We start from the raw sequence: 13,065 nt of genomic DNA on the forward strand, positions 1-13,065 counted from the left end.
CCGCCGAGCGCGAGCGTCGCCGGGAGTCGCCGACCGATCGTCGCCGAGACGTCGCGACCGGTGATCGGCGACTCGCCGAACTCGAGGGTTGCCGCGTCCCGAAGCCACAGCACGTACTGTTTCCAGACCGGCTGGTCGAGGTGGTACTCGGCCCGGATCGACGCCTCGACCGCCGGGCTGACGTCCTGAAAACCGATGATCGCGTCGACCGCGTCGCCCGGTAACAGGTGGACGAAGGAAAAGGTCAGCGCGGTGACGCCGAAGAGGACCGGCGCGGTGACCAACAACCGCGTCCAGACGTATCGGCCGAGCGTCATTGGTGGGAGTAGAGTGTGAACGTTAGTTCGGACGAACGTACTCGTCGGCGATCGTCTCCTGAAACGACTCGCTCGCGTACTCCTCGAGCAACGGTGAGATCGGCGTGTACGCCAGTTGGCCGATGCCGCGGTAGACGTTCTCGAGGATTTGTTCGCGCGGAATCAACATGTTACAGCCGCGACGGACCGACCGCTCGGAAAACGGCGCGTGGTAGGTGGGGTAGATTACCATATCGAAGCCGCCGCCGACGTGGCGACCGACGCCGTAGGCCGTGTCGCTCTCGAAGTCGGCGATGCTCGCCGACGGCACGCCGTAACTGAAGTGGATGTTCCCGGCCTCGAGTGCGCCCTGCCGGGACGACTTCTCGGTGATAATCTCGAGCGTGACGGTTTCGATCGGTGCCGTCTCGGGGACCGCTTTGCTCCCCTGGAACCAGTGATCGTCGAACCGCTCCATTCGCCAGTGGCCGTCGCTCTCGTGCTCGACGAGCCGATAGGGGCCGGTTCCGACAGGCGCCGACTCGAGGTCGTGTTCGCCGTCGATCACCGCCATCGGAACGATCGATACGTTGAACAGCGCGGTCTCGAAGGGGCCGTACTCCCGCGAGCAACTGATCTCGATCGTCTCGTCGTCGATAGCGTCGCTGCTCTCGTACCAGTCGTAGACGTCGTTCTCTCGCGGCGTTCCCTCGTAGCGCTCGAGCGAGCCTTTGACGTGGGCCGCGGTGAGTCGCTCGCCGTTGTGAAAGCGGACGTCCTCGCGGAGGGAGAATCGATAGGTCATCCCGGCGACTTGCTCGTCGTCGGTTTGCTCGTCATCGATTCGCTCCCAGTCGGTGGCGAGCATCGGCTGAATCTCACCGTCGAAGTCGACGCCGACGAGTTGCTCGTAGAGCAGCGCCGTCGCCTGACTGGAGACGGTCCCGGTTATCGTGACGGGATCGTAGTTCGTGACGTCGCTCCCGAGGTCGCCGACGAACTCGTCCCCCTCCTCGAGCTCGGTGTAGACGCCGGCCCAGGGCGCGTATATCGCGTAGTACGTCCCCGGCCGAAGCGGATACGTCTGCCAGCCACCGACGACGTCGTCGTCCCAGACGTGGGTCGCTTCGCGGAAGCGAACGAACGACGCCGGCGAGTCGGCGACCAATTCCTCCTGGAGATTCCGATAGATCTCGACGCGATCTTCGTGATCGGTTTCGGTGAGACCGGCGTCGATGTACTCGTCGACGGTCTCATTGGTGTAGTGGCCGACGTTGGACCCGTCCGGCGTATGATCGTCCGAGTGAAAGAGCATGTCGACATAGTTGCTCGGATCCCAGCCGCCGGTCCAGCTCGAGACGAACATGGCGTTTTCGTTCTGTTCGGCCGCGGCGAACATCATATCGACGTGGGAGCCGAAGTCCTGGGAGGTGATCGAGATATCGAAAAAGCCGGTCCCGTTGAGTTCGCTCCGGAGAAGCTGTGCGAACTTGTTCCGTTCCTCGTCCTGAGTAATAGCGATCGTGGTTTCGAACGGCGGCTCGACGTCTGCCGCCTCGAACCCCTCCTGTATCAGCTCCTCGGCCGGGCCGTCGGCCGTGACACTGTTGGGTCTGACACAGCCCGCGAGTCCCGTGACCCCGGCCGCCCCCGCACGCTTCAGCAGTGAACGCCGTCGCAGACGACCGCGTTCACCCGGCCCGACACTATCTCCTGCCATGTCCAAAACGTTCAAATCGGGGTGATATATTCCTTGTGCTGCGCGTATGCGTTCGATCCCGACACCGCTTCCGGCGGCCGATCTTTGCCGTTTCTCGACTCCCTTGATATTGTTGTCCTCTCTTCATGAATATATCGGTCGTTCGGATACATTTCACGCGACAGTCTCGTCGATTACGTCGAGCGTCTTCACATCGTACAGCGGTGGCGACCGGCTTAACGACTGCGACTGAATCGGCGAGTAGAGTGCTGTGTTCGCCAGGGATCACACGTGCTGGCGCGATCACACCATGCGAGTCAGCCGTCGAACGGGCGCATTCGGAACACCGGTCGTCCGTAATCGGAGCGATACCCCGCGGAAGGTGCGAGGTGAATCGTTGCAACGGCTGTTATTCGTTCGGTTTGGAGACGAGCGGGGCGAACTCCTCGTGTTCGAACGTGCCGAGAATCGTTCCGTCAATCGTCTTCACGTGCGTGTACAGCACGCCCGCGTCCGCCGCGGACGAGACCATTCCGTCGGCGAGTGCCATGTCGTACCGACTGGGGAGCAAGATCGACCGTTCGGTCTCCGGATCGATGAACTCCGTCACGACGAACATGAACCCGTCGACCTCGGTCCCGTACGCCAGATACTCGGTAAACTCGTCACCGTCGAAGGCGGCGGTAAACTCGTCGACGTAGTTATTCGGAAGGACGTGAACGAGTCCGAACGTCTCATCGTCGCCCATACCGCGGCTCACGGTGTCGGTGTGTGCGGTCATGACGGTGACGACCTCCCAGCCGTCGTTGCGACGCTGCTCAGCGATCTCGTCCGTCTCCTCGAGCGTCCGTTTCCAGGCTTCCGTCTGGACGCCCTGGGAATCCCGTCGTCGGATAGAGTTGGAATCGGGAGCGTCGATCTCGTCGTGCATATCTCCCTGTCATCGGAGGAGTTTGTTAACTCTTTCCGGCGATGGACACGTATTCAGCCGACTCCGAAGACCGCTTCCATGAGAAACGACAGCAGCAGTATCAGGAGGCCGCCGAACAGCAGTTTTCCAGGGACCGTCACCCGTTTTTCGGGCGGCGGCGCTCGAACCCATCGAACGGGTGGAAGCGTCCGGACGAAGGCCTGAAACCGCGTCAAATCGTGGGTCTCCGGCAACGATTCCCCGTACTGACCGTCCGGTGGGGTTCCCACGTCATCGGGGGTGGTCGGCCACAGCCGCACTACCGCGTAGGCCAGAAGCACCCAGCCGATGGCGAACAACAGCACTTTCGCGCGGACGAGTCCACCGCCGGTCGCGATCCCGAGTGTAAGCGCACCGATACCAGTGAGTACGGCCATAGTGAGGCCGTACGCGAGCGCGTCCGTCCAAACGCGAACGAATACCCGTAGTCGGTCGTCCGGCGAGTCGTTCGGTGCCATCGTCACCCGTGGCGGTTCTCGAGGACGGCGTCTACGTCCTGGTAGTCGTCGGTATGTCGATGGCAGTAACTCTCGTGGCCACCGCCATTCGTCGCGTGATACGTCGGCGGTTCGCCGTCACAGACGCTGCCGAACTCCTCGTCGAACACGGTGAGCGCCTCGCTCTCGTCGTGTGCGCGAACGTGAGTCGCAATCTCGTCCAGCACCGACTGAACGTGTGAGGGAACCTCAAGATCGCCGAACAGTTCGTCGTACGTCTCCTCGACGGTCCCGAAGCGCGTGTCGCTTCCGACTATCGCGCGGAGTCGGTCGCGGACCGATCTGTCCGCGCGTTTACGCTCGTTGAGGAGGTCTCGAAGCGTGTTGAGCCCCGTCCAGAGTTCGTCGTCGAGGTCCTGATACGCTTCCGGACGAATGCGCGCCGGACAGCGCGTACTGAACGGACACCCGGAGGGCGGATATCGGGGATTGGGCGGTGTCCCGTGGAGCGTGATTCGATCCCGGTCGACGGTCGGGTTAGGCTCCGGAATCGCGGACAGGAGTGAGTGCGTATACGGGTTCGCCGGATCGGTAAACAGCTCCTCTGTCGGTCCGATTTCCATGACGTTCCCGAGATACATTACCGCGACTCGGTCGCAGATGTGCCGGACGACGGAGAGGTCGTGAGCGATGAACAGGTACGTCAGCCCGAACTCGTCCTGGAGGTCCTCGAGTAGATTGATGATCTCGGCCTGAACGGAGACGTCGAGCGCCGAGACCGGTTCGTCGAGGACGACGAAATCCGGCTCGAGCGCCAGAGTGCGGGCGATACTGATCCGCTGACGCTGGCCGCCGGAGAACTGGTGGGGGTAGCGATAGTAGTGTTCGCGCTGGAGACCGACGGTATCGAGCAGTTTCTTGACTCGCTGTTGTCGCGCCCGGGACGTTTCCCAATCGTGTACGTCCAGCGGTTCGCGGACGATTTCACCGATCGTCATTCGGTCGTTGAGGCTCGATTCGGGATCCTGGAACACGATCTGTGCGTTCCGTCGCCACTCGTGGAGTTCGTCGCCGGCGAGAGACGTGATGTCCACGCCGTCGAATCGGACCTCGCCGGCGGTCGCGTCCTCGAGCTGGAGGAGCGTTCGCCCGAGCGTCGTCTTGCCACAGCCGGACTCACCGACGAGACCGAGCGTCTCGCCGCGGCGGATATCGAACGTGACGCCGTCGACGGCCTTGACCGGCGTTCCGCCGAACAGACCGCCGTCGTCGTAGTAGGTTCGCAGGTCTCGAACGTCGATCATCACGTCCCTGTCGGTCTCGGTCGATACGTCGGTCTCGGCCGGTGTCTGCTTCTGGCTCACTTCTTGACTCATTCGGTATCGCCTCCGTTCCGTTTCGCGTTTCGTCGCCGATGCTGGGCGATCGCTTCGTCGGTCGACAGGTGTTCGGGTGAGAGCAGACAGGCCGCGGTGTGATCGTCTCCATCGTCGTCGACCGGAACCGATACGGGATGAACCGCGTCACACTCGTCGAACGCCTTCGGACATCGTGGCGCGAACCGACAGGAGGTCGCCGGCTCGTTCGGCGTCGGGACGTTCCCTTCGATCGTCTGGAGCCGGTCTTCGGGCTGTCGTCCCGGGATCGATTGCAACAGCCCTCGGGTGTAGGGATGGCTCGGATCCGCAAACAGTGTGTTCACGTCGGCCGTTTCGATGACCTCGCCGGCGTACATGACGTTCACTCGATCCGCGACCTCCGCGATGACGCCCATATCGTGCGTGATGAACATCATCGCGAGATCCCGTTCCTCCTGAAGCTCCGCGAGCAGGTCGAGGATCTGGGCCTGGATCGTCACGTCGAGTGCCGTCGTCGGTTCGTCACAGATCAGCACCTCCGGTTCGCAGGCCAGCGCCATCGCGATGACGGCTCGCTGTTGCATCCCGCCGGAGAACTGGTGGGGATACTCGCCGACGCGACGGCGCGCGTCGGGGATCCCGACGGCCTCGAGCAACTCGGCCGCTTCCCGAGTCGCTGCCTCGCCTCGCAGTCCCTGATGTAACCTGAGCGCTTCCTTGATCTGGTTGCCGACCGTGTAGACGGGGTTGAGGCTCGTTAACGGATCCTGAAACACCATCGCGATTCGGCCGCCTCGCATGAGTCGCTGCGCTTTCCCACTGAGGTGAGTGAGTTCGACGAACCCGTCGGTGATGTCCGCCGGAGAGTCGGCACTCCCCTTCGTGACGAGCACCGAGGGGTCATCGTCAACGAGGCCGAGTTCTTCGCCGTATCCGGCCGCGAGAACGTCCTCGAGCGGCACGGACGCGGCGCGTTCGTACCCGAACGCCGTCGGTGAGATATCGATCGCGTCTCGCTCGAACAGATCGACCGGATCGTAGTCGGCCCTGAGCGCGTCGATCTCGACGGTTCTCTCGGGGAACTTCGAGGTGTAATCGCGGACCGTCTCGAGGTGGGTGAAGCGGAGACTACTGCCCTGAAGGGTCCGTCCGGGAGAATCGACGAGTCCCATGACCGATCGGGCGGTGACGCTCTTTCCGGAGCCACTCTCTCCGACGACCCCGACCGTCTCGCCCGGACGAATGTCGAACGAGACGCCGTCGACGGCCCTGATCGTCTCCTTCTCGGTGAAGAACGTCGTCTGGAGGTTCCGAACGTCGAGAATCGGTTCGGCGGTGGGATCGGTCGACATCACCCACCACCTCCGGCGGCCGCAGTACCGGTGTCGTCGGTCCCGCCGGTATCGGCCTCCGGGTCGATCGCGTCGCGGAGGCCGTCACCCAGCGCGTTGAACGCGGTGACCACGAGGACGATAACCAGTCCGGGGATAGTTGCGACGTGCCACGACGACGTCGAGACGAACGATCTGCCGTCACTGACGAGCCGTCCCCACTCGGGCGTCGGCGTGCTGATCCCCAGCCCGAGGAACGACAGCGCGGCCGTCGAGATGATGATCCCGCCGAGCAGCAGCGAGCCGTATATCATTATGTATCCCGCGATGTACGGGGCCATGTGTTTCCGCATCGTGTTCGCGGGCGTCTGTCCGTAGCTCCGCGCGGCGTCGACCCACTCCTCCTCTGCGACCTGTAACGACGGGCCGCGGATCGTCCGCCACATCCCCGGCCAGTAGACGAACGCGAAGATCAGTCCCAGAAGGACCCCGCCGTTGAGCGGTTCCGCAAGCGGGTGGTTCCCGTCTTGGAAGATGACCGATATCATCATGACGAGCAGGAACGCCGGAATCGAGATGATCGTATCGCTCGTGATCACAGTCAGGATGTCGACGAGCCCCTTGTAGTACGCCGTCACCAGCGACATCGTGACCGCGATAAGACCGCCGAGACCGATGGCGAGTAGTCCGATGACCAGCGACGTCTGTGCTCCGTAGGCGATGTGCGTGAGCAGGTCCTCACCGCCCGATGTCGTCCCGAGCGGTGCCCAGCGGTCGTACTCGTCGTAACTCCCCGGTCCGATGGTGTTCTGTCTGTTCGACTGAGTGTTGAGATTCGCTCGACCCGGCGTGATCGTCGTGACCTCACCGTCGTCGAGATACTCGATTTCGTACTCGTAGGGCGATTTGATGTTCTGCTCGGCCGTCACCGGACTGACGGCCGGCGCCCAGAGGGCCGTGACGAAGAACATGAGCACGACGATCAGCCCGAACAGTCCCCAGTAGTGGTTTCGAAATCGACGGAGCGTGTCGTCACGCGGCGTCCAGTCGGCCTGCCGGTAGTGATCTCGGAAGACGTTGTATCCCTTCCAGGCCCAGGCGATCACGGCGAGTGCGTATCCGTAGACGAACACCACCCGAATGCCCCAGGCCACCGCCGGCGACAGGCCGAGGAACGTCCCGTCCCAGCCGCCGTCGGGCGTCCTGTGACCCTGGTTCGAGATAACCTCGTGACTGGTGAGCGTCGGGATCGACGAGAGCGTGTTAAATACGCCGTCGATCGTGCCGTTGACGAGTCCGCCGACCGGCGTGAACGCAAGCAACACCGCGAGTCCGGCGAGGACGACGGCCAGAACGACTCGCTCGAGGAAGCGTACGAGGCGCCGACTCATGCCGAAATCGAACCGGTCCGCAGCGGTCCACGGAGCGGCCCTCGTGAGGAGCACGGAGACGCCGAACAGGATCGTCAGTGAGACGGCGTCGGTCGCGAGGTAGCCGATCAGTGGAACGGTCGCTTCGCCGACCGAATCCCCGATCCAGCTCGGGATCAGCGCCACCATGTCGATGACGTATTTGATCCCTCCCACGAGCCCGCGGACCCAGCCCATATATCGGCCGAACTCGAGTGCGAGCAGCAGGGCGGTGCCGATCAGCCAGACCCGTGCCGGACGGGGGTTCGCGGCGATACGTTCGCGGAGCGATGTCTCTTCGTCTGCGGGATCGTTCGTCTCGAATGACTCGTTCAAACTCATCGTTCGTACCCCACTCGCGGATCGATTATCGTGTACAGGAGGTCCTGCAGAACGTTCAGGAAGATGATTATCACCGTGAAGATGAACAGCAGTGCGCCCGCGAGCGGCAGATCACCCTGTACCGTCGCCTGGAAGAAGATCCGGCCGAGCCCGTTGATGTTGAAGATCGACTCGACGATGACCGAGCCGCCGATCAGCAGAAACGCCTCGTTCGTGATGACCGGAACCAGCGGGATCAGCGCGTTTCGGAAGACGTGTTTCCAGATGATGATGCGGTTGGGAAGCCCCTTCGCTTTGGCCGTCTCGACGTAGTTCGAGTTGATCGTCTCGAGGACGGCCGTCCGCCCGATACGGAGTTCGGCCGCCATCGAGGCCGACCCGAGGACCAGCGCGGGCGGGAGGATCAGTTTGATGTCGCCGGCGAGTGCGCCCCAGTCCATACCGTTAGCCGTGACGAACGCCAGATCGGGCGTCCCCGTGATACTCCTGATATCCGGGCCGAACGTGTACCAGTCGAACCCGAGCCATCCGCCGTCTTTGCTCTGGCGGAGGATGGCAAGGAGGATAATACTCAGCCAGAAGTTCGGCATGGCCTGCCAGAGGATCCCGCTCACGGACGCGACGTAGTCGCCACCGCTGTTGGGATGCAGGCCGGCGTAGAACCCCAGCGGAATGCCGACAAACAACGGGAGCAGGATCGCCCAGAAGCCGAGCCAGAGCGTCGGCGGACCCGCGAACGAGATGATCTCGACGACGTCCATGTCGCCGTAGATGACCCACGACTTTCCCAAATCGAGTGTCAGGAAGTCCCAGACGAAGTCCAGGTACTGCTCCCAGAGCGGGTCGTTGAGTCCGAGTCGTTCACGCATTCGCTCGGCTTCGGCTCCCGACGCTTCGGGACCGAGCCTCGCGGCGACGGGATCGACCGGTCCCATTCGTAGCAGGACGAAGATAAACGTCATTACGGAGAAGAGGACCGGAACCGAAAGCAGGAGTCGTTTGAAGAAGTATCTCCACCGACTCATGACACATCACGCATACTTCGGAGAGTGTTTTGTAACCAATCCACCATAGTCGTCTAATAGTCAGCTGTTTTCATATGTCTCTGAATATTTTGCTTTCGCGTCTTGGGGAACGGGAACCGACAGTAACGGTGGCGCAGCCGTCAGTTCTCGTCTTCCAAGTTGGCCTGCCAGTCGAGGTAGTAGCCGTTCGCTTCATTCGGCATTTTCGAGGTATCGGTGTTCTTGGGCTCGAAACCGAAGTGGCCGTACGAGACGTCTGGCCAACTCCAGATCCACCCGAGCGAGAACATCTCGAGATTGCCGTCCTCACCGCGATCCTGAAGCGTCGAGAACTGCGTCGACTGAGGGTTGGCCTTGACACCGATACCGGAGAGCTTCTGTCGGATCAGGTCAGCCATGTCCTGGAACGCCGGACTCGTCTCGTAGACGGTTATCTCCATCTCGAACGGATCATCTTCGGTGAAGCCGCCTTCCTCGAGAACGTCCCTCGCACTGTCGCGGTCGGTTTCGTTGACTCCATAGGGCCACTCGTCGACCCAGTCCTCGTAGCCGTCCTGTCCGGTCGGCCACATCGACGGTGGCGTGAAGCTAAATGCCTCGAAGCCGCGGTTCTGAAGAATGTCGTTGACGAACTCCTCGTGGTTTGCGACGTACGCGACCGCCTTTCGAACGGGTGCGGGAACGTTAGTGACGTTGAACGCGAAATAGTACGTCCCGAGTTCGGGGACCGCGATGTAGTTGGTGGTCTCGCCGTTCTCGAATTCCCCGTACGTACCGAACTCCCGTCCGCGGTCGTCGGTCTCGGCGTCAATGAGATCCGGATCGTAGTGCGAGGTCGGAATCTCGAAGAAGTCGGCGTTTTTCTCCATCGCATAGGTGAACTTCGACTCGGGATTCTCGTTGATCTCCCAGTGGATGGACTCGACGCTCGCAACGGTCCCGTAGAAATTGTCGTTGCGAACGAGCCGTACACTTTCGCCGGAGTTGAACTCGTCAAACTCGAAGGGACCGGTCCCGTTGGCCATCTCGGTCCGGAACTCGTCGTGGGTGACCTCACCGTCGTAGCCCTCGATGTCGCCGACGAGTCCTTCCGGGACGATCGAGAAACCGTTGTACGTGAGGACGTCCAGTACGGCCGGGTTCGGTTCTCGAAGGGTGATCTCGAACGTGAGGTCGTCGACAACGTTGATCGCCAGCGAGTTGGGGGCGACACCGCCATCGTCGGTCGTCTCGTGTTCGATACCCAGACCGCCCGTCGAGCCGGTGACGAAGTTCGCCCGTTCGCTGAACTCGGATTCGGCGAGCCGACGGAACGAGTACTTGACGTCGTTCGCCGTCAGCTCCCGCCCGTCGTGGAACTGGACGCCGTCTTTGAGCGTGAAGGTCCACGTCAGTCCGTCGTCGGACGTCTCAAACGACTCGATCAGCTGATTCTCGACTTCGGCGACGCCGGCCGGATAGTTGGTCAGCGTGTCGTAAAGTTGCGCGATGACCTCGGCGGACGCGGTGTCCGTCGACATAATCGGGTCTAATTCGTCGAAGGTGGCGCTGATCAGGTTCAGTTCTGAATCCCCCGCAACTTCCGTCCGGTTGTGCTTTAGGTGGTGGCGGCCGAGGGAACCGATCCGCGGGAGGTCAACGTTGTCGTACCAGAAGAACTCGCCCTTGCTGTGGTGGGTAGGGAGCAAGACCATGTCGTCCCGAACGGCCTCCTCGATTTCGATATACGCCTCGGTGCGAATGTCCTCCGCATCGGGGCCGGGATTATCGGCGATGCGCTCCCAGGCGGCCTGTGCTTTGTCTGCGTGTTCACTCGTCTCGAAATCACTTTCCTCTTCGTCGTCCCCGCTGAGGAGGGCCGAACAGCCGGCGAGTCCGACCGATGCGCTTCCACCGAGGAGAGCAAGCATTTTCCGTCGTGATCGATCTACATTCTGTCCATCCTGAATATCGGACATAGACAACCAGTAACAAGACTTATGTTATAAATGTGTCGCCAACTGACTTGTCCAGAATTACAGTTTATTGCATATTTTCTTACTTCTCTGTACAAAATACATCATATCTGATTGGCGTATATGTTACTCACCTATCAGAACGGGGTGCTGTCGTGACAAGTGGAACACGGCCACCCCATCGCGGCCGCGGTTGTCGGACAGACAGTGATACAAAAACCAGCGTAAGTGTGCCCCCGAGTACGAAGTCACGTCACGAGCGTTCTCGACGCGTACGTGTCGGGAGACGACGGCGCTCGCAATACCGAAATCTCGATTTTCGAGTCAGGTCTCGAGATCGATCGGACCGGACCGAAGTCAGTTGTCGCCGTCCTCGTCGACGATGACGACTTCGCCGTCGACGACGTCGACGTTGATCAGCGTCTTGACGTCGTAGCCGGCGTCGTCGACCTTGTTCTCGCCGCCGACCTTCTTGATCACGGCGACCGTGTCGACGACCTCCGCGCCGATCTCATCGAGCGCCGTGAGCACCGACGCGAGCGTGCCGCCCGTCGAGAGGACGTCGTCGAGAACCAGGACGCGCTCGCCCTCGCGGACGTCGTTGATGTACATCTCGTTTTCCGAGTAGCCGGTCTTCTGGGAGATCGCGACCTCGTCGTCGAGGCCGTACTTGCGCTTGCGGATGACGGTCAGCGGGATATCGGTCATCAGCGAGACGGCGGTGGAGATGTGAATGCCCATCGCCGCGGGGGTGACGATCCGATCGACCTCCTCGAGTTCGGCTTTCCGGATGATTCGGATGACGATTTCGCGGAGTAGCCCCGGATCGAGTTTCGGGAGCCCGTCGCTGATTGGGTGAACGAAATAGTGATAGCCATTCTTCTCGATGATCGGGGCCTCGAGGAGGGACTGCTTCAGCTGATCCATGCTGTGGGTCGAACCGTCGCGGAGTAAAAGTTGACGATCCGAGCGAGTGAGCCGCGGGATATCCTCACGCGGGAAGTATCGTCCCGTGCAGGGCCGTAGAAACTCGTTCCGTGCAGGGCCGCCGGAACGTTCGGGGACCCGTTACTCGTCCGCGCTGTAGCTCAGCTCCGGTGGCTGGTCGCCGTGACCGAGACGCATGTTTCGCTCGTGGTAGATGTGTACGACCGCGGTGAGCGTGAACGTCCCCGCGATGGCGGCCGTCCAGGTCAGCTCCGAGAGATGCGTCAGCGGATAGATCCCCAGCCACAGCGCGGCGACCAGCGCACAGCTGATCGCGCCCAGCGAGAGGTACAGTTCACGCCACGCGAACTCCCGACCGGGGACGATCTCGAGGTAGACACTGATATCCCGGGTTCGCTCGGTCCCCTCGATGATGCCTCGGTCGGCGTCGAAGTAAAGGATATCAGCCGCGTCCATCTTCGGAAGGTGGGTTTGCTGAAGCGTTGTATAGACCCGCTTTCGCTGCTCGGGGGTGACGCCCTCGAGGGTCGTGTCGTACTCCCAGGCGGCGATCTGCTGGGCTAGATTGCCGAGTTCGACGGGCCGATCGTCCTGTTTGAGGTACTGCAGGATATAGCGACGTCGCTGATTCCGCAGCACTTCGAAGATCTCGCCTTTGGAGAGGGGCTCGTCGGGCGCGTCGTGATCGTCGACGGGGATGTCATCGCCGTCGGTATCAGGGGTGTCGGCGTCGTCGGTGTCGGGGGCGTCGTCGGTTCGCTGTCGTTGCGCCACGTTGGTCACCTCGGGGTGCCGGACGGCTCCGGTAGTTCGATCGCGTTCAAACCAAGTCGAATACCCATTAGTTCGGTCGCATGAACCCCACCCATATAACTCTCCTGACGGGCGCGCTGAACGCTCAGTCCGTCGCCGTCCTCGCTCCGAGCACCGCCGCGATCGAATCGGCGATCTCGCCGCCCAGCCCGGCTTTCGTCCCCTCGTAGCGCGCGACGTCGCTCGCGTGGACGAGCAACGCGCTCGTCGTCTCCGAGCCCATCACGCTCGCGTCGTTGGCGACGACGAACGCGAGATCGGCCCGCTCGAGGGTCTTTCTGGCCTGCTCGATCATCGCCTCGTCGTCGCCGGAGGTCTCGGTCTTGAAGCCGACGATCGGCAGGTCGGGGTAGTCGGCGCGAATCTCGTCGATGAGCTTCGGCGTGGGCTCGAACTCGAGCGCGAGCTCCTGACCCGAGCGGATCTTCTCGTCGCTCCCCTCGACGGCGTAGTCGCCGATCGCGGCGGCCGAGACGAGCGCG

General features: G+C 62.0%; 11 protein-coding genes and 1 pseudogene. All 12 read right to left on the minus strand.

Features of this window, described 5'->3' with window-relative positions; genetic code table 11:
* Positions 1 to 317: pseudogene (locus tag PGX04_RS02685) on the minus strand (ABC transporter permease); the annotation flags it as partial.
* A gap of 22 nt (positions 318 to 339) precedes the next feature.
* Complete coding sequence (locus PGX04_RS02690) at positions 340 to 2,016, minus strand: ABC transporter substrate-binding protein (protein ID WP_273737103.1); 1,677 nt, start codon at positions 2,014 to 2,016, stop codon at positions 340 to 342.
* A 388-nt stretch (positions 2,017 to 2,404) separates the two neighbouring features.
* Positions 2,405 to 2,926, minus strand: a complete 522-nt coding sequence (locus tag PGX04_RS02695) for a DUF7529 family protein (RefSeq protein WP_273737104.1) — start codon at positions 2,924 to 2,926, stop codon at positions 2,405 to 2,407.
* Positions 2,927 to 2,979: 53 nt separating this feature from the next.
* Positions 2,980 to 3,423: a DUF7555 family protein gene (locus tag PGX04_RS02700; protein ID WP_273737105.1), complete on the minus strand. Its 444-nt coding sequence runs from the start codon at positions 3,421 to 3,423 to the stop codon at positions 2,980 to 2,982.
* A 2-nt stretch (positions 3,424 to 3,425) separates the two neighbouring features.
* The gene (locus PGX04_RS02705; protein WP_273737106.1) at positions 3,426 to 4,778 is read right to left on the minus strand and encodes an ABC transporter ATP-binding protein; all 1,353 of its coding nucleotides are present in this window, start codon (positions 4,776 to 4,778) and stop codon (positions 3,426 to 3,428) included.
* On the minus strand, positions 4,775 to 6,112 hold the full coding sequence (locus PGX04_RS02710; protein WP_273737107.1) for an ABC transporter ATP-binding protein: 1,338 nt from the start codon (positions 6,110 to 6,112) through the stop codon (positions 4,775 to 4,777). The genes PGX04_RS02705 and PGX04_RS02710 overlap by 4 nt, the downstream gene beginning before the upstream one ends.
* Positions 6,112 to 7,842, minus strand: coding sequence for an ABC transporter permease (locus PGX04_RS02715; protein ID WP_273737108.1), 1,731 nt, complete (start codon positions 7,840 to 7,842; stop codon positions 6,112 to 6,114). Before PGX04_RS02715 ends, PGX04_RS02710 begins: the two co-directional genes overlap by 1 nt.
* Entirely contained in the window at positions 7,839 to 8,867 is a 1,029-nt protein-coding gene (locus tag PGX04_RS02720; RefSeq protein ID WP_273737109.1) for an ABC transporter permease, read from the minus strand. The genes PGX04_RS02715 and PGX04_RS02720 overlap by 4 nt, the downstream gene beginning before the upstream one ends.
* 140 nt (positions 8,868 to 9,007) lie before the next feature.
* Positions 9,008 to 10,777: an ABC transporter substrate-binding protein gene (locus tag PGX04_RS02725; protein ID WP_273737112.1), complete on the minus strand. Its 1,770-nt coding sequence runs from the start codon at positions 10,775 to 10,777 to the stop codon at positions 9,008 to 9,010.
* 402 nt (positions 10,778 to 11,179) lie between these two features.
* Positions 11,180 to 11,749, minus strand: coding sequence for a hypoxanthine/guanine phosphoribosyltransferase (gene hpt, locus PGX04_RS02730; RefSeq protein WP_273737110.1), 570 nt, complete (start codon positions 11,747 to 11,749; stop codon positions 11,180 to 11,182).
* A gap of 141 nt (positions 11,750 to 11,890) precedes the next feature.
* Positions 11,891 to 12,553: a DUF7344 domain-containing protein gene (locus PGX04_RS02735; protein ID WP_377042255.1), complete on the minus strand. Its 663-nt coding sequence runs from the start codon at positions 12,551 to 12,553 to the stop codon at positions 11,891 to 11,893.
* A gap of 115 nt (positions 12,554 to 12,668) precedes the next feature.
* Positions 12,669 to 13,065: phosphopantothenoylcysteine decarboxylase domain-containing protein (locus tag PGX04_RS02740; protein WP_273737111.1), on the minus strand; the 397-nt coding region annotated here is incomplete at its 5' end.

The sequence above is a fragment of the Natrinema soli genome (assembly GCF_028618695.1).

Coding starts and splice junctions, on each gene's coding strand:
- PGX04_RS02690 (WP_273737103.1), bottom strand. CDS start 2,016: ATGGCAGGAGATAGTGTCGGGCCGGGTGAACGCGGTCGTCTGCGACGG.
- PGX04_RS02695 (WP_273737104.1), bottom strand. CDS start 2,926: ATGCACGACGAGATCGACGCTCCCGATTCCAACTCTATCCGACGACGG.
- PGX04_RS02700 (WP_273737105.1), bottom strand. CDS start 3,423: ATGGCACCGAACGACTCGCCGGACGACCGACTACGGGTATTCGTTCGC.
- PGX04_RS02705 (WP_273737106.1), bottom strand. CDS start 4,778: ATGAGTCAAGAAGTGAGCCAGAAGCAGACACCGGCCGAGACCGACGTA.
- PGX04_RS02710 (WP_273737107.1), bottom strand. CDS start 6,112: ATGTCGACCGATCCCACCGCCGAACCGATTCTCGACGTTCGGAACCTC.
- PGX04_RS02715 (WP_273737108.1), bottom strand. CDS start 7,842: ATGAGTTTGAACGAGTCATTCGAGACGAACGATCCCGCAGACGAAGAG.
- PGX04_RS02720 (WP_273737109.1), bottom strand. CDS start 8,867: ATGAGTCGGTGGAGATACTTCTTCAAACGACTCCTGCTTTCGGTTCCG.
- PGX04_RS02725 (WP_273737112.1), bottom strand. CDS start 10,777: ATGCTTGCTCTCCTCGGTGGAAGCGCATCGGTCGGACTCGCCGGCTGT.
- hpt (WP_273737110.1), bottom strand. CDS start 11,749: ATGGATCAGCTGAAGCAGTCCCTCCTCGAGGCCCCGATCATCGAGAAG.